This window comes from Sphingomonas sp. SORGH_AS_0879, from assembly GCF_030819175.1.
Taxonomy (GTDB): Bacteria; Pseudomonadota; Alphaproteobacteria; order Sphingomonadales; family Sphingomonadaceae; genus Sphingomonas.
Genome location: NZ_JAUTBJ010000002.1, coordinates 2794165 through 2809758, shown reverse-complemented (window position 1 = coordinate 2809758; position 15594 = coordinate 2794165). Strand labels below are relative to the sequence as shown.

At 67.0% G+C, this 15594-nt stretch carries 15 protein-coding genes; 10 read left to right on the top strand and 5 right to left on the bottom strand.

Annotated features, from left to right (window positions below):
• The first annotated feature begins 38 nt into the window (after window positions 1-38).
• From QE379_RS13730 to QE379_RS13685, 10 genes are all read left to right on the top strand, one after another.
• Window positions 39-755: an isoprenyl transferase gene (locus QE379_RS13730; protein WP_307003230.1), complete on the top strand. Its 717-nt coding sequence runs from the start codon at window positions 39-41 to the stop codon at window positions 753-755.
• A 53-nt stretch (window positions 756-808) separates the two neighbouring features.
• The gene (locus tag QE379_RS13725; RefSeq protein WP_307003228.1) at window positions 809-1576 is read left to right on the top strand and encodes a phosphatidate cytidylyltransferase; all 768 of its coding nucleotides are present in this window, start codon (window positions 809-811) and stop codon (window positions 1574-1576) included.
• Window positions 1576-2733 (top strand): 1-deoxy-D-xylulose-5-phosphate reductoisomerase, encoded by a 1158-nt coding sequence (dxr, locus tag QE379_RS13720; protein WP_307001273.1) that lies wholly within the window; start codon window positions 1576-1578, stop codon window positions 2731-2733. The genes QE379_RS13725 and dxr overlap by 1 nt, the downstream gene beginning before the upstream one ends.
• Complete coding sequence (gene rseP, locus QE379_RS13715) at window positions 2730-3866, top strand: RIP metalloprotease RseP (RefSeq protein ID WP_307001272.1); 1137 nt, start codon at window positions 2730-2732, stop codon at window positions 3864-3866. Before dxr ends, rseP begins: the two co-directional genes overlap by 4 nt.
• Window positions 3867-3936: 70 nt before the next feature.
• Complete coding sequence (bamA, locus tag QE379_RS13710; RefSeq protein ID WP_373461789.1) at window positions 3937-6666, top strand: outer membrane protein assembly factor BamA; 2730 nt, start codon at window positions 3937-3939, stop codon at window positions 6664-6666.
• Window positions 6667-6674: 8 nt separating this feature from the next.
• Window positions 6675-7337 (top strand): OmpH family outer membrane protein, encoded by a 663-nt coding sequence (locus QE379_RS13705; protein WP_307001268.1) that lies wholly within the window; start codon window positions 6675-6677, stop codon window positions 7335-7337.
• A gap of 31 nt (window positions 7338-7368) precedes the next feature.
• Complete coding sequence (gene fabZ, locus QE379_RS13700; RefSeq protein ID WP_307003226.1) at window positions 7369-7821, top strand: 3-hydroxyacyl-ACP dehydratase FabZ; 453 nt, start codon at window positions 7369-7371, stop codon at window positions 7819-7821.
• A 107-nt stretch (window positions 7822-7928) separates the two neighbouring features.
• Window positions 7929-8159, top strand: a complete 231-nt coding sequence (gene rpmE, locus QE379_RS13695) for a 50S ribosomal protein L31 (protein ID WP_058717894.1) — start codon at window positions 7929-7931, stop codon at window positions 8157-8159.
• 138 nt (window positions 8160-8297) lie between these two features.
• Entirely contained in the window at window positions 8298-8654 is a 357-nt protein-coding gene (locus QE379_RS13690) for a PilZ domain-containing protein (RefSeq protein ID WP_307001266.1), read from the top strand.
• Window positions 8655-8687: 33 nt separating this feature from the next.
• Window positions 8688-10091 (top strand): L-serine ammonia-lyase, encoded by a 1404-nt coding sequence (locus tag QE379_RS13685; RefSeq protein ID WP_307001264.1) that lies wholly within the window; start codon window positions 8688-8690, stop codon window positions 10089-10091.
• A 4-nt stretch (window positions 10092-10095) separates the two neighbouring features.
• On the opposite strand, the gene QE379_RS13680 is transcribed toward QE379_RS13685, so the two are convergent.
• The 5 genes from QE379_RS13680 to QE379_RS13660 all read right to left on the bottom strand — a co-directional run bounded on the left by QE379_RS13680 (window position 10096) and on the right by QE379_RS13660 (window position 15578).
• Window positions 10096-10890, bottom strand: a complete 795-nt coding sequence (locus QE379_RS13680; protein WP_307001262.1) for a ThuA domain-containing protein — start codon at window positions 10888-10890, stop codon at window positions 10096-10098.
• 86 nt (window positions 10891-10976) lie between these two features.
• A complete protein-coding gene (locus QE379_RS13675; protein WP_307001260.1) occupies window positions 10977-12536 on the bottom strand; it encodes a DHA2 family efflux MFS transporter permease subunit in 1560 nt (519 codons plus the stop codon).
• Entirely contained in the window at window positions 12536-13729 is a 1194-nt protein-coding gene (locus QE379_RS13670; RefSeq protein WP_307001257.1) for an efflux RND transporter periplasmic adaptor subunit, read from the bottom strand. Before QE379_RS13670 ends, QE379_RS13675 begins: the two co-directional genes overlap by 1 nt.
• Window positions 13726-15129, bottom strand: coding sequence for an efflux transporter outer membrane subunit (locus tag QE379_RS13665; protein ID WP_307001254.1), 1404 nt, complete (start codon window positions 15127-15129; stop codon window positions 13726-13728). The genes QE379_RS13670 and QE379_RS13665 overlap by 4 nt, the downstream gene beginning before the upstream one ends.
• Window positions 15126-15578 (bottom strand): MarR family winged helix-turn-helix transcriptional regulator, encoded by a 453-nt coding sequence (locus QE379_RS13660; protein WP_307001252.1) that lies wholly within the window; start codon window positions 15576-15578, stop codon window positions 15126-15128. Before QE379_RS13660 ends, QE379_RS13665 begins: the two co-directional genes overlap by 4 nt.
• Window positions 15579-15594: the final 16 nt, after the last annotated feature.

The following is a 15594-nucleotide window of genomic DNA, read 5'->3' as shown; positions in this document are numbered from 1 at the left end:
CTCCGGCCGCCTCGGCCCAGACGGCTCTGGGGTCGCTGGTGGCCGTGCCCGATACGGGTGCGGTCCCGCGTCACGTCGCGATCATCATGGACGGCAATGGCCGCTGGGCCAAGCGCCGTCTGCTGCCCCGTTTCGCCGGTCACAAGGCCGGGGTGGAGGCGGTGCGCCGAATCTCCCGTGCCGCGCGTGCGCTGGGGATCGAGGCGCTGACGCTCTATGCCTTCTCCTCGGAGAATTGGCGGCGGCCCGAGACCGAGATCAGCGACCTGATGGGTCTGCTCCGCATCTTCCTGCGCAAGGATCTCGCCGAGCTGGTGTCGGACAATGTCCGGCTGCGGGTGATCGGCGACTATCGCCGGTTTCCCGCCGATCTGGTCGCGATGATCGACGATGCGATCGCGCGGACGTCCGCCAATACCGGTCCCATCCTGGCCATCGCGCTGAATTACGGCGCGCAGGCCGAGCTGGTCGAGGCGACCCGGCGGCTGGCATCGAAGGTCGCCGCCGGCGAGATGACGGCGGACGCGATCACGCCGGAGGCGATCGAGGGCGAGTTGCAGACCAACGGCCTGCCGCCGCTCGACCTGGTGATCCGCACCTCGGGCGAGCAGCGTCTGTCCAACTTCCTGCTGTGGCAGGCCGCCTATGCCGAATTGCTGTTCGTCGACACGCTCTGGCCCGATTTCGACGAAGCGGCGCTGGCGGATGCGGTGGCAGAGTTCGGCCGACGGCACAGGCGTTTCGGCGGCCTGTGACCGACCCCGAAATCCCGACGACCCGGGCGCCCGAAGCGGCCCCGGTCAAGAGCATGTCGAATCTGACCAAGCGGGTGCTCGCCAGTATCGTGATGATCGCGGTGGCCAGCCTGTGCCTGGCGCTGGGCGGCCTGGCCTTCTGGCTGCTGGCGGTCGTGGTCGGGCTGTTCATGATGGCCGAGTGGTCGGACCTGTTGAAAGTCGATCCTTCGCGCAAGCGGTTGGCGCAATTCGCGTTGTCGGTGCCGCTCGCCATCATGGCGCCGGGACTGGCGGCGGGGCCGGGCTTCTTCGCGCTGGGGCTGATCGCGGGTGTCTTCTTCTTCCTGACCATCATTTCGCGTCGCCCCGATTATGGCGCGGGCGCGCTCTATGTCGGTCTGCCGGTCTTTTCGCTGCTGGCGATCCGTCTGCATCAAGACGGGCTGGCGCTGTCGCTCTGGGCGATGGCGATCGTCTGGGCTTGCGATAGCGGCGCTTTCTTCGTCGGGCGGCAATTCGGCGGGCCGAAGCTGGCTCCCACGATCAGTCCGGCCAAGACCTGGTCCGGCCTGATCGGAGGTGTCGCGGCGGCGACGCTGCTGGCCATGCTGATGCGCTGGGGCCATGACCTGCCCCTGCCGTTGGTGATCGCGACGCCGTTCCTGGCGGTGCTGGCGCAGATGGGCGACTTGTTCGAAAGCTGGCTGAAGCGTCGGGCGGGCGTGAAGGACAGCGGCAATGTCCTGCCGGGCCATGGCGGTGTGATGGACCGGCTGGACGGCATCGTGCCCGTCGCGCCGGTGGCGGCGTTCCTGATCTTCCTGCCGGACCTGTTCTGATGCGCAGCGTGACGATCTTGGGAGCGACCGGCTCGGTCGGCACCTCCACCCTTGACCTGATCGAGCGCGAGCCCGACCGCTACCGTGTCCGCGCGCTGACCGCCAATGGCGACGTCGCCAAGCTGGCGGCGGCGGCGAAGCGGACCGAGGCGGAATTGGCGGTGGTCGCCGACGAACGCTGCCTCCCCGATTTGCGCGAGGCGCTGGCGGGCACCGCGACGCGCGTGGCGGGCGGTCGCGCGGCGCTGATCGAGGCGGCGGCGCTGCACGCCGACTGGACCATGGGCGCGATCGTCGGCTGCGCGGGTCTGGAGCCCGCCATGGCGGCGATCACCAATGGCGGCACCGTCGTGCTTGCCAACAAGGAGCCTCTGGTGTCGGCGGGCGAGGTCGTGCTGGCGGCGGCGGCCAGGGCGGGGGCGACGCTGCTGCCCGCCGACAGCGAGCATAACGCCATCTATCAATGTTTCGACTTCGCCCGGCCGGAGCGGGTGCGGCGGATCGTCCTGACCGCCAGCGGCGGTCCGTTCCGTGAATCGACCACCGAAGAGATGGCCCATGTCACCCCCGAACAGGCGGTGGCGCATCCCAACTGGTCGATGGGTGCCAAGATTTCGGTCGATTCGGCGACGATGATGAACAAAGGGCTGGAACTGATCGAGGCGGCGCGCCTCTTTCCCATCCCCGCCGACCGGATCGAGATCGTGCTCCATCCGCAATCGGTCATCCATTCGGCGGTCGATTACGTCGACGGATCGATGCTGGCGCAGCTTGGCCCTTCCGACATGCGCGTGCCCATCGCGCATTGCCTGGCCTGGCCGGACCGGATGCCGACACCGATGGCGCCGCTCGATCTGGTCGCGCTGGGGCGGATGGACTTCGCCGCACCCGATCCGGTGCGCTTTCCCGCGCTGCGGCTCGCCCGTGCCGCGCTGGAGGCGGGGGGAGCGGCACCGGCCATTCTGAACGCCGCGAACGAGATCGCGGTCGCGGCTTTTCTCGCGCGACGCATCGGCTTCCTCGAAATTGCCGCAATCGTCGAACATGTTCTCCATCGCTACGACCCGGCCCCGCCGGAAACGCTCGATGCGGTGATCGCGATCGATGCGGAAACGCGGGTGCTGGCGGCCGAGCGTGTTGAGGATTGCGTCGTTTGATCGAAACTCCCGGCCTGTTGTTGACCATCCTGGCCTTCGTTCTCGCTCTCGGTCCGCTCGTGTTCGTGCACGAGATGGGCCATTACCTCGCCGGTCGCTGGTTCGGGGTGAAGGCGGAGACGTTCTCGATCGGTTTCGGCCGGGAGATTTTCGGTTTCACCGACAGGCGCGACACGCGGTGGAAGGTCGGCTGGCTGCCGCTGGGCGGTTACGTCAAGTTCGCCGGTGACATGAACCCAGCCAGCCAGGCCGATGCCGCCTGGCTCTCGCTCCCGCCGGAGGAACGCGCCCGGACCTTTCAGGCGAAGCCCGTGTGGCAGCGCGCGATCATCGTCGCGGCGGGCCCGGCGATCAACTTCTTCGCCGCGATCCTGATCCTTGCCGGTTTCGCCTATGCCTATGGCGAAGTGGTGATCCCCCCGGTGGTCGGTCAGGTCATGCCCGGCAGCGCGGCGGCGACGACGACCCTGCGCGCAGGGGACCGGGTGACGGCGATCGGCGACCGCAACGTGACCGATTTCGCCGATATCGCCCGCTATGTGCAGATCCGCGCGGGCGAGCGGGTGACGATCACCGCCGAGCGCGGCGGGCGCCGCTTCACCACGGACGCCGTCATCGGCACCGAGCAGCAGCGCGACCGATTCGGCAATGTGTATCGCATCGGACGCCTGGGGCTTCGCGGCTCGGGCGAGGTCGATCTCCGTCCGGTCGGCCTGCTGCGCGCGCCTGTCGTCGCGGTCCAGCGCACCGGTGAGATCGTTCGGATGATGGTCGAAACGCTGGGCCAGGTGATTTCCGGCCGCCGCTCGGTCAAGGAACTGGGCGGCCCGGTCTCCATCGCCAAGGTATCCGGCGAACAGATGTCGCTGGGCGTCGACGCCTTTGTTTTCTTCGTGGCGCTGGTGTCCATCAATCTCGGGTTCATCAATTTGTTGCCAGTGCCGATGCTGGATGGCGGGCATCTTCTCTTCTATGCGATCGAAGCGGTGCGGCGACGCCCCCTGGAGCCTGCGGCTCAGGAATGGGCATTTCGCGGCGGTTTGATCGCCATTCTGGCCCTGATGCTATTCGTTACATTCAACGATCTTGGCAATTTGGGGCTTTGGCGGAATATCGCTGGCTTGATCGGTTGACGACGATGGGGCAGGGCGCGGTTACGACAGGGGTCGGTTCGACTTTTCTGGGGTGGGTTTGGTGACAGCAATGACGGGTATGAAGACAGTGCGCGCGGGCGCCATATTGCTGGCGGGCACCATGCTGTCCGGCGTCCCCGTCTGGGCGCAGACCGCACCGGCCGCGCCCGGCACCGCCGCCGCCCCGGCTCCGGCGGTCGCGCCCGCACCGGTGCGGACGATCAAGACGCTGCGCGTCGAAGGGGCCCAGCGTATCGAGCCCGAGACGGTGTTGTCCTACACCAAGCTGCGGGTCGGCATTCCCTATACCCCCGAAACGCTCGACCAGGCACTGAAGGACCTTCAGGCGTCGGAGCTGTTCGCCGACTTCTCGATCTCCGGCGTCGAATCCGGCGATATCGTCCTGCGCGTGCGCGAGAACCCGATCATCAACCGGGTCATTCTGGAGGGCAACAAGCGCCTGAAGGAAGACAAGATCAAGAAGGAGATCAAGCTGTCTCCGCGTCAGATCTTCACCCGGACCGCGGTTCGCCAGGACGTGGCGCGCATCGTCGAACTCTATCGCCGCCAGGGCCGGTTCGGCGCGGTGGTCGAACCGAAGATGGTCAATCTCGACCAGAACCGCGTCGACGTGGTGTTCGAGATCAGCGAGGGCCCCAAGTCCAAGGTCCGCCAGATCAACATCATCGGCAACGAGAAATTCTCCGACGACGAGCTGCGCGGTGCGATGTACACCAAGCAGTCGCGTTGGTTCCGCTTCCTATCCTCGGCCACCAGCTACGACCAGGATCGCCTGGCCGCCGACCAGCAGAAGCTGCGCGCCTTCTATCTCAGCAACGGCTATGCCGATTTTCGCGTGACCAGCGCGGTGGCCGAGCTGACGCCGGACAAGAAGGACTTCATCATCACCTATGTGGTGGAGGAAGGGCCGCGCTATAAGTTCGGCGACGTCAAGGTCGACAGCCAGATCCGCGACTTCGACAATGACAAGCTCGCCCAGTCGCTGCCCATGAAGAAGGGCGACTGGTACAATGCCAAGCTGATCGAGGACTCGATCGACAGCCTCAGCCAGACGGCGGGCCTGTTCGGCTATGCCTTTACCGACGTGGAACCGAATTTCCAGCGCGACAAGGAAGCGCTGACCATGTCGATCACCTTCAACATCGCCGAAGCCAAGCGCACCTATGTCGAGCGGATCGACATCAACGGCAACACGCAGACGCAGGACAAGGTCGTCCGCCGCGAAATCCGCGTGGCCGAGGGCGACGCCTTCAACAGCTTCCAGGTCCGCCGCAGCCAGGACCGCATCAACTCGCTCGGCTATTTCCAGGAAAAGCTGGAGATCAAGCAGAATCCGGGTTCGACGCCGGACCGCATCGTCCTGGAAACCAATGTCGAGGAACAGTCGACCGGCTCGCTCCAGTTGTCGGCGGGTTATTCCTCGCTGGAACGCTTCATCATCCAGGCAAACATCACCCAGCGCAATTTCCGCGGCAAGGGCCAGGAATTGCGCGCGGGCGTCAACTATTCGGCCTATTCCAAGTCGATCGAGCTGGGCTTTACCGAGCCTTATGTGTTCGACAAGAATATCGCGCTGGGCGTCGACGTTTTCCGCCGCGATTTCAACTCGTTCAACTATCTGGGCACGACGCGCCAGACGACCTACAGCCAGGTGTCGACCGGGTTCCAGGTGCGTGCGGGCGTGCCGCTGACCGAATATTGGTCGCTGTCCGGGCGTTACGGCCTGACCTATGACGAGGTCGGTCTGGATTCGTCCTTCTTCAACGCCGACGGCACCTGCAACTATCAGACGGCGGGCCGCTATCTCTGCGACTCGATCGGCAATCGCTGGACCTCGTCGGTCGGCTATTCGCTGATCTATGACAGCCTGAACAGCCGCCTGCGTCCGACCGCCGGACATCGTTTCTCGTTCAGCCAGGACTTTGCCGGTCTGGGCGGCGACGTGAAATATATCCGCACCCGGGCCGAGGGCGCGAAGTTCATGGGTCTGGGCAAGGGCTTCGTCTTCTCGCTGCTCGGCGAGGGCGGTTATATTCACTCGCTGGAAGGCAGCCGTGGGCCTGGTATCGATCCGGTCCGCATCGTCGACCGCTTCTATCTGGGCGAGCCGCAGTTCCGCGGCTTCGACATTCGCGGCGTCGGTCCGCGCGTGCTGCGCGTGCCCTATGTCGTCGCTGCGGATGGCAGCCAGTCGAAGCAGACCGATCGGGATCAGATCGTCGACGACTCGCTGGGCGGCCGGGCTTATTACCTCGCCCGCGCCGAGCTGGAACTGCCGCTGGGTTCGGGCGCCCGTGAGATGGGCCTGCGTCCCAGCATCTATGTCCAGGCGGGCAGCCTGTGGGGCGTTACCCGTCCGCTGCCGTCGCTCAACTTCCCGCAGGCGCGTGACGCCAACGGCAATCCGCTGTTCAACAAGGACGGTTCGCCGACGCTGGCCCCCGCGCCCCTGGTCGACGGGCAGGGGCGGCAGATTTATCAGGTGCCCAGCACCGCCGATGCCAGCATCGCCAATTTGCAAACCACCTGCGCCACCGGCTATTCGTCGACCGCGGGCGGCGCATGCTCGGGCACCACGACCAACATCGCGCTTCAGAACACGAGCTATGCCGTCGAGGAATTCTACGGCGGCACGTGGAAGCCGCGCGTGTCGATCGGTATCGGCGTGAACTGGAACTCGCCGTTCGGACCGCTGCGCATCGATTTGGCCAAGGCCCTGATCACGCAACCCGGGGATGACCCCAAGCTTATTACTTTCAACGTAGGGACGCAGTTCTGATGAAGACCATGACGAAGCTTTTCCTCGCGGCGGCCCTCGTCGCTCCGGCGGCGACCGTTGCGACCACCGCCCAGGCCCAGGTGAACGGCGTCGCCGTCGCCGACCCGCAGGGTGCGATCGCCGGTTCGCGTGCCTGGACGGCCGCCCGCCAGCAGATCGAGACGACCTACAAGGCGCAGCTCGATCAGGCCGAAACCCGCCGCACCGCGCTCAGCCGTGAGCTGGAGCCGCTGGTCCAGGCGTTCCAGACCGCACGTTCGGCCCCCAATGCCAACGAAGCGGCGCTGCGCACCCAGGCACAGGCGATCCAGACCAAGCAGCAGACCGCCGAGCAGGAACTGGCGCGCCTGACCCAGCCCGCCGTCCGTGCGCAGACCTATGCGGTGGAGCAGATCCAGGCGCGCCTCGGCGAAGCGGTGCAGAATGCCGTCCGCGCCAAGAATGTCAGCCTGCTGGTCAGCCCGCAGGCCGTACTGTTCATGCAGCCGACCGCGGACATCACCTCGGCAGTGACCGCCGAGCTGGACAAGCTGGTCCCGACCGTCAGCATCACGCCGCCCGCCAACTGGCAGCCCGGCCAGCAGGGTCAGCAGCAGGGTGCGGCCCCCGCCGCCACCGCTCCGGCCGCCGCCGCTCCGGCGCCCGCGCGTCGTCAGAACAGCGGCCGGTAATCCGTCCGTGAGCGAGACGGAGAAGACCACCATGGGCCCGCTCGATATCGGGCGGGTCATGGCGGCCCTGCCGCACCGCTATCCGATGCTGCTGGTCGATCGTGTCGAGGAACTGGTCCTCGACACGTCGATCCGTGCGGTGAAGGCGGTGACGATCAACGAAGGCTTCTTCCAGGGGCATTTTCCCGGTCGTCCGATCATGCCGGGCGTCCTGATCGTCGAGGCGCTGGCGCAGGCCGCCGGTGTCCTGGCGGTGGAGAGCCTGGGCCTCGCCGGTTCGGGCAAGCTCGTCTATTTCATGGCGATCGACGGCGCCAAGTTCCGCAAGCCCGTGGAACCCGGCGTCCTGCTCCATCTGGAGGTCGAATTCGTCCAGAAGCGGTCGAGCGTCTGCAAGTTCGCCGGTGTCGCCAAGATCGACGGTATGACCGTCGCCGAGGCGAACTTCACCGCGATGATCGCCGATCCGCCCAAGGCCGCCTGACGGCGCGCTCTAACGGGTTCGTACTTTGACTAAGGGAGCGCGGTCCGCTATGGGCCGCGCTTCCCGCTTTCAGGCTGGTCGGAACCAGCCATTTCCGGAGCAATATCATGAAGACCGATACGCATCCCGACTATCACATGATCAAGGTGCAGATGACCGACGGCACCGTGTTCGAAACCCGCTCCACCTGGGGCAAGGAAGGCGACACGATGCAACTGGACATCGATCCGCTGGCGCATCCGGCGTGGACCGGCGGCCGTGGCTCGCTGCTGGACACCGGCGGTCAGGTCGCGCGCTTCAACAAGCGTTTCGGCGGCGGTCTCACGCTCCGCAAGTAATCGCGTCGCTCTTTGGAGCGAATGCGGAAAGGACCCGGTGCCTCCTCTGGAGGCGCCGGGTTTTTTCATGCGTGCCGCAAAGGGTCGGAAGGGCCATCCTAAACCCTTCCTTAACCAGCAATCCATAGCCTTTACCGGATGTTCGCCGCCGAGTTCGAGACCGTCACCTTCAGACGCCGTCGTCGTTCGATGGACGCGACGGCAACGGCGGCGGAGCCCGCGACCGACGGCCTCGCAAGGGCGCTGTGCAAGGTGTTGCAGCTATCGCGCGAAGGCGTTCAGCTTCAGACCTATATTCCGCTTGTCCTGGGATCGGTCATCCGTCTGTATCTGCCGGATACCGGTGGGGTCATGGCGCGGGTCGTGTCCGCATCCGATTTTTCCGCCCGGTGCCGGTTCCGTCGACCGCTGTCCCCCGAATTGCTGGATCAGCTGTCGTCGCAGAATTGGGAGATTGCAAAGGCGTGGCTGGCCAGCCGCAGGGAGTTGGGCTAGTCAACGGGTAAAGCCGTAACAATTGGAACGATCTTGACCCTGTCCGCCACCCCCGTGATCGCCTTGCCGCGTGGCGAAGACAGCGTTGCCGCCGTCAGCGTGACCGAGTTGTTCACCATCGGTATCGGCCCGTCCAGCTCGCATACCGTGGGACCGATGCGCGCGGCCAAGGCCTTTGCCGCCGAGATGCTCGACACCGGCCTGATCCCGCACCGCGTACAGGCGGAACTGTTCGGCTCGCTCTCGCTGACCGGGCGGGGACATCATAGCGACCGGGCGGTCCTGCTCGGGCTGGCGGGGGAAACGCCGGAGACGGTCGACCCCGATGCGATCGAAGGCCTGTTGGCGGATATCGCGCGGTCGGGGGAGATTGCGCTGGATGGGCGGCATCCCATGGCCTTCGACTATGAGACCGACCTGCTGTTCCGCCCGGGTTTCCTGCCCGCGCACCCCAACGGCATGGTCTTCACCGCCTTTCTGGCTGACGGCAGCGCGGTGGTGCGGCGTTTCTATTCGATCGGTGGCGGGGCGATCCGAATGGAGGGCGCCGAGCCGATGCGGTCCAACCGGCGGCTGGCGCATCCCTTCGCCTCGGGCGCGGAACTGCTGGAGCGCACGGTGGAAACCGGCCTGTCTATCGCCCAGATCGTCCGCACGAACGAGGCGGCGTGGCGCGCGGACGCTGAGACGGACGCGTTTCTCGATCGGGTGCGAGATGCGATGTGCGGCGCGATCGAGCGGGGCTGTGCCGCATCGGGCATATTGCCCGGCGGCCTGAAGGTTCAGCGTCGTGCCCAGGCGATCAAGCAGAAGTTGCTCGAACGGGGGCCGCGATCCGATCCCAGCCTGGTGTTCGAATGGGTCAGCCTCTGGGCGCTGGCGGTGAACGAGGAGAATGCGGCGGGCGGCCGTGTCGTCACCGCCCCCACCAACGGCGCGGCGGGGGTGATCCCGGCGGTGCTGCGCTATTACGAAACCTTCGTTCACGGCGCGACGCGCGACGGGGTGCGCACGCTGTTGCTGACGGCGGCGGCGGTGGGAATGCTCTACAAGAAGCGGGCGTCCATTTCGGCGGCGGAAATGGGCTGTCAGGGTGAGGTCGGCGTGGCCTGTTCGATGGCTGCGGCGGGGCTGGCGGCGGCACTGGGCGGCAATCCGGCGCAGGTCGAAAATGCCGCCGAGATCGGCATGGAGCATAATCTGGGCCTGACCTGCGACCCGATCGGCGGGCTGGTCCAGATCCCCTGTATCGAGCGCAACACCATGGGGGCGATCAAGGCGATCAACGCCGCCTATCTGGCGCTCCACGGCGACGGGCGGCACATCGTCAGCCTGGATCAGGTGATCGAGACGATGCGCCAGACCGGCGAGGACATGAAGTCGCAATATAAGGAAACCAGCCTGGGCGGCCTGGCGGTCAACGTCGTCGAATGCTGAGCGCCTAGCGCGCCGCCCAGCGGATCGCGTTGGTCAGGATGCGGCGATAGGCGGGGTCGCCATAGAGTTGCGGCTCATGCCCCAGCGCGGAGTAGAAGACCCGGCCCTTGGCGCGCGGATTGATCCACATGACGGGATGGGTGCCCATGCGCAGCGTGTCGCCGGGGCGATAGCTCGCCTCATCGACTTCTGCGAGCACGGTCATGCCGCGCGTGGCGGGATTGCCGCTGAAGCTGTACCATTCGTCGCGCGCGACCCAGGGCATGCGGACCCCCGCCAGGATCGGATGGCGCGGTGCGGTGGCGATGACGCGGGCGGACTGGATGTGATCCTCGCCGTTCGGGTGGCCGATAAAGGTCGTGCCGATGATCGTGTCGGCATACCACGGCTCCTTATGGCTGTCGTCGCCCGCCGCATGGAGCGCGACCACACCGCCGCCTTTCGCCACGAACCGGGCGAAGGCCGCCTGCTGGTCCGGCGTCAGGAAGTCGCCGCTGGCGCTGTTCAGGACGATGACGGAGAAACGCGACAGTTGCTCGTCGTTGAAGACGGCGGCATTCTCGGTCGTGAAGCTGGGGCGGCCGAGCCGCTTGGCGATGTCGGCCAGGACGATATTGGAATGCGGGATATGCTCGATATGCCGCCAGCCATTGGTCTTGGAGACGATCAGCACCCCGCGCGTGATCCCGGCGGGCAGGGTGGGGGCGACGCTGTCCACGGTCTTGCCCGGAAGATGCGGGTCGGACGGGGCCTGCGCCACCGCGATCATCGCCATCATTGCCAGCGTTTTCAACATCATCCCTCTCCCGTTTTTCCAGAGGGTAGCAAGATGTCGGTGAAGGGCAATGCATTCCTCCCCTGCCTTTGCAGGGGAGGAATGAGTGATCAATCCGCCGCAATGGGGCCGTCATGCGGCTTGGGCCGTCTGGTGAACCAGGTCAGCGCCGCCAGCACGATGCAGAGCCAGGCCGAGACATAGAAAATGTCGGTCGAGGCCAGCAGATAGGCCTGTCCGACCATCTGCCGCGTGACGGCGGCGGCGGCCTGGACGTCGGTCATGCCGAGATGGCCGAGGCCGTTCTTCGCCATCTGCCACACCGGGCCCTGTCCGATCGCCTCGGACAGATGCGCCTGGTGCATCGCCTCGCGCCGGTCCCACATGGTCGTGGTCAGCGAGGCGGCGAAGCTGCCCGCCGTGATGCGCGCGAAGTTTGAGATGCCGGTGGCCGAGGGGATGCGTGCGGGCGGCACCCCGTCCAGTGCGATGGTCAGCATCGCGAGGAAGAAGGTGCTCATCGCGATCCCCTGCACCATCAGGGGCAGGACGAAGTCACCGAAGCTCGCCTGGGTATTGAGCCCGGAGCGCATCCAATAGGAGACGCCGAACGCCGCGAAGGCGATCGTCGCCATCACCCGCGCATCGACCTTGCCCGACAGCCGCGCGACGATCGGGGTCAGCACGACGGCGACCGCCCCGCTGGGCGCCGCCACCAGACCCGCCCAGGTCGCGGTATAGCCAAGCTGCGTCTGGAGCCAGAGCGGCAGCAGCAGCGTGTTGGCGAAGAACACCGCATAGCCCAAGCAGAAGGCCAGCGTCCCGATGCTGAAATTGCGCCCCTTGAACAGCGACAGGTCGACCGCCGGATTGGCGTCGGTCAACTCCCAGATCAGCCAGGCGACGAAGCCGACGATCGCGATTACCGTCATTACGACGATCCGGGTCGAATGGAACCAGTCGTCATTCTTGCCCAGGTCGAGCATCATCTGAAGCGCGCCGACCCAGACGACCAGCATGATCAGGCCTACCTTGTCGATCGGCAGGTTGCGGGTCGGCGTCTCTCGGGCGGACAGCCCGCGCCAGCATATCCCTGCACAGAACAGACCGACCGGCACGTTGATCAGGAATATCCAGCTCCAGTGATAATTGTCGGAGATGTAGCCGCCCAGGATCGGCCCCATGATCGGCGCGACCAGCGTCGTCATCGACCAGATGCCGAGGGCGGTGGAGCGCTTTTGCGGCGGGAAGATCGAGATGAGCAGCGCCTGGCTGCCCGGGATCATCGGCCCCGACACCGCACCCTGAAGCACGCGGAAGCCGATCAGCGAGGACAGGTTCCACGCGATGCCGCACAGGAAGGAGGCGATGGTGAACAGCAGCACCGACACGCAGAAGGTGCGCACCACCCCGAACTTGCCCATCAGCCAGCCGGTCAGCGGCACCGCCACGCCGTTCGCCACGGCGAAGGCGGTGACGACCCAGGTCGAATTGTCCGAACTGACGCCCAGATTGCCCGCGATGGTGGGCAGCGACACATTGGCGATGGTCGTATCGAGCACCTGCATGAAGGTGCCCAGGGCCAGCGCGAAGGCGACGAGCGCCAGCGCCGGACCTTTCAGCGGGGCGGGGCCATCCCCCGCACCCGCGTGAGAAGGGGCCCCGGCCATCAGCGATTGGCCGCGATGATCTGCGCGATCCGGACCTCGACCGCCGGGTCGTTGGCGTCGGTCGCGGGCGTGCGATAGGCCTGGGTGGCGGCGGTGCCGATCCGGGGCCCGCGCTGATCGGCGGTGTCCACGGTCACCGTCGCCGACAGGCCGACGCGCAAGGGGTTCTGGCGCAGCTCATTCGCGTTCAGGCCGATACGTACCGGCACGCGCTGGACGATCTTGATCCAGTTGCCGCTGGCGTTCTGCGGCGGCAGGAGGGCAAAGGCGTTGCCGCTGCCCGCGCCCAGACCGATGACCTTGCCGTGATAGACGATCTTGCCGCCATACATGTCGGCGACGATCGTCGCGGGCTGGCCGATGCGAAGGTCCTTGAGCTGGGTCTCGCGGAAATTGGCGTCGACCCACAGGCGGTCGAGCGGGACGACCGCCATCAGGGGCGTGCCCGCCGCGACCTGCTGTCCCACCTGCACGGTGCGCTGGGCTACCACGCCGGTGATCGGCGCGATGACGTGCATATGGTTGCGGGCGATCGCGGCGCGGCGATAGGCGGCGATCGCGGCCATCACGGCGGGGTTGGTGCCGACCTCGGTACCCTGCACGGTGGTGCGCGTCTGTGCCGCCTGGGCGCGGGCGAGGTTCAGATTGGCGGTGGCGACCTTCACCGCATCGGCGGCGTGGGACAGTTCCTCGCCCGACACCGCGCCCTCGGCGGCGGCACCGCGACGGCGGGCATAGTCGTCGCGTGCGCGGGCCAGTTCGGCCTGCGCCTGGACGATCGCCGCGCCGCTCTGATTGACCTTGGTGAAGTCGGCGCGGGTCGAGCGCACGGCGCGCGCCAGTTCGGCGGCGGCGGAGGCCAGCCCCACATCGGCGGTCGCGGGATCGAGGTCGAGCAGTGGCGCGCCCGCCTTCACCGTCTGGGTATTGTCGGCATGGATGGCCAGGACCGTGCCCGGATCGCGCGCGGTGATCGCCACCACGTCCCCGGCGACATAGGCGTCGTCGGTTTCCTCCTCCGGCTTGGCGAGCAGGAAGTGGAACACGGCCCAGACGATCGCGGCGACGACCACGACGATCACGAGGATGGTCAGGCCCATCCTGCGCGCCTTGGGCTTGCCACCCGTCGGCGACTGGGTCGTAGGGGCGGCCGAGGGGGCGGGGGTAGGGGCGGCGGCTTCGGTGTCGCTCATTGCGTGATACCTTGCGAGGAAGAGGAGAAACCACCGCCCAGGGCGACGGCCAGCGCGATGCGCGCCTGGACCGCATCGGCGGCGAGATTGGCGTCGGCCTGGTCCGCCTCCAGCTGGCGGATGTCGGGATCGATCAGGCCAAGTTGCGATTGCAGCCCGCTCGATACCCGAATCGCGTTGAGGCGGCGGGTCTCGGACAGGCCGCGCACGACCTCGCGCTGGCGGGCACGCTCGGTCGCCAGGGTCGTGCTGCGCGTCACCGCATCGGCGGCCTCGCGTACCGCGCCGACGATGCGGTCGTTATAGTCGGCGGTCGCCAGGTCGAGCGCGGCGGTCGCCCCGGCCAGTCCGGCCCGGAGCCGCCCGCTGTCGAAGATCGGCAGATGGATGGCGGGGCCAGCCCCCGCCGTTCCCGCATCGGCGGTGAACAGATTACCCAGACCCACCGCCTGGAAGCCCGCCAGCGCCATCAGGTTGATATTGGGCAGGAACGCCTTGCGGGCGACCTCCTGTCCGGCGCTGGCCGCGTCGATCCGGGCAAGCGACGCGGCGATATCGGGCCGCCGCGACAACAGGTCGGCGGGCACCGTCGCGGGCATGGGCAGCGCGGTATCGAAGGTGATCCGCGTCGGTGCGATCGTCGCCGGATAGTCCAGCCCGCGCCCGGCCAGCGCCGCCAGCGCGTTGCGTGAGAGCGCCGCCTGCGCCTCCGCCCGCGCCAGGGCGACCCGCGCCTGGGCGAGCAATGTCTGGCCGCTCGACGCATCGAGCTGGCTGGCGAGCTGGTGGCGGATGCGCGACTGGATCAGCGCGAGCGAGCGGGTGCGGGTGTCGATCGTCTGGCGGGCGATCGCCGCCTGCCGCTCGGCCCGGGCCAGTTCGACATAGGTCTGCGCGACCGAGCCGGCCAGCGCGAGGCGTGCCGCCGTCACGTCCAGCGCCGCCGCGCGGGTGGAGGCGCGCGCCGCTTCGATCGCCGCCGCCTGTCGCCCGAACAGGTCGATCGTCCAGTTCAAATTGGCCTGTGCCTGACCCAGCCACTGGGTCGTGCCCGCAAAGGGCGGCGGGATCGTGTAGCGGCCCGAAATCCGGCTATATTGCTCCTGCGCGTCGAGCGAGACCGAGGGGCCGTTATCGGCGCGGCGGGTGGCGAGAACCGTCTCCGCCTGCCGCAGCCGCGCGAGCGCGACGTCGAGCGAGGGATTGCCCGACAGGGCATCGCCGACGATCCGGTCGAGTTGCGGATCGCCCAGCCCCCGCCACCAATCGGCGGCGACCAGCGGCGCCTGCGCGGTCCCCAGGCCCAGCTTCTCCGGCGGGGTCTGCGTCACGGCGGGATGCGCTCGGGGCACCGAACAGCCCGCGAGCAGCAACCCGGTCAGAAATGCGAACCGCTTCATGCCACCGTCTCCAGCTTGTTGCGCAGGCGGACCAGATATCCGACGAAGCGCGCGACATCCTCGCCCGACCAGTCGGCGAGCCATTCGTCCCAATGGGCCAGCACCTTGACCTTGCACCGATCGGTGATGACCCGCCCCCGATCCGTCAGCGACAGCCGAACCACGCGACGATCCGTCGTGCTGCGCGAGCGTTCGATCAGGCCGCGCTCCTCCAGCGTGTCGAGAATCCGGGTCGTCGCCCCGGTGTCGTGGCACAGATGGCGCGACAGCTCGGCGGCGGTGCCGCCCAGGCCGTGATGCAGCGCCATCATTGCGCTCCACTGGACATGGGTGACCTCCTCATCGGCGAAGATCGGTTCCATGCCGATACGGGCAAGCTGGAACACCCGCTTGGTCAGATAACCGACCGAGCGTTCGGGGTCGAAGGAATCGGGCGTATTCGAAGTCATTTCGCTGCCATGGCAA

What these genes read in the sequence shown, in the direction of transcription:
- bamA (WP_373461789.1), top strand. Translation starts at nt 3,937, where the DNA reads ATGACGGGTATGAAGACAGTGCGCGCGGGCGCCATATTGCTGGCGGGC.
- QE379_RS13670 (WP_307001257.1), bottom strand. Translation starts at nt 13,729, where the DNA reads ATGAGCGACACCGAAGCCGCCGCCCCTACCCCCGCCCCCTCGGCCGCC.
- QE379_RS13680 (WP_307001262.1), bottom strand. Translation starts at nt 10,890, where the DNA reads ATGATGTTGAAAACGCTGGCAATGATGGCGATGATCGCGGTGGCGCAG.
- rpmE (WP_058717894.1), top strand. Translation starts at nt 7,929, where the DNA reads ATGAAGACCGATACGCATCCCGACTATCACATGATCAAGGTGCAGATG.
- QE379_RS13665 (WP_307001254.1), bottom strand. Translation starts at nt 15,129, where the DNA reads ATGAAGCGGTTCGCATTTCTGACCGGGTTGCTGCTCGCGGGCTGTTCG.
- QE379_RS13725 (WP_307003228.1), top strand. Translation starts at nt 809, where the DNA reads ATGTCGAATCTGACCAAGCGGGTGCTCGCCAGTATCGTGATGATCGCG.
- QE379_RS13675 (WP_307001260.1), bottom strand. Translation starts at nt 12,536, where the DNA reads ATGGCCGGGGCCCCTTCTCACGCGGGTGCGGGGGATGGCCCCGCCCCG.
- QE379_RS13705 (WP_307001268.1), top strand. Translation starts at nt 6,675, where the DNA reads ATGACGAAGCTTTTCCTCGCGGCGGCCCTCGTCGCTCCGGCGGCGACC.
- QE379_RS13660 (WP_307001252.1), bottom strand. Translation starts at nt 15,578, where the DNA reads ATGACTTCGAATACGCCCGATTCCTTCGACCCCGAACGCTCGGTCGGT.
- fabZ (WP_307003226.1), top strand. Translation starts at nt 7,369, where the DNA reads ATGGGCCCGCTCGATATCGGGCGGGTCATGGCGGCCCTGCCGCACCGC.
- QE379_RS13690 (WP_307001266.1), top strand. Translation starts at nt 8,298, where the DNA reads ATGTTCGCCGCCGAGTTCGAGACCGTCACCTTCAGACGCCGTCGTCGT.
- dxr (WP_307001273.1), top strand. Translation starts at nt 1,576, where the DNA reads ATGCGCAGCGTGACGATCTTGGGAGCGACCGGCTCGGTCGGCACCTCC.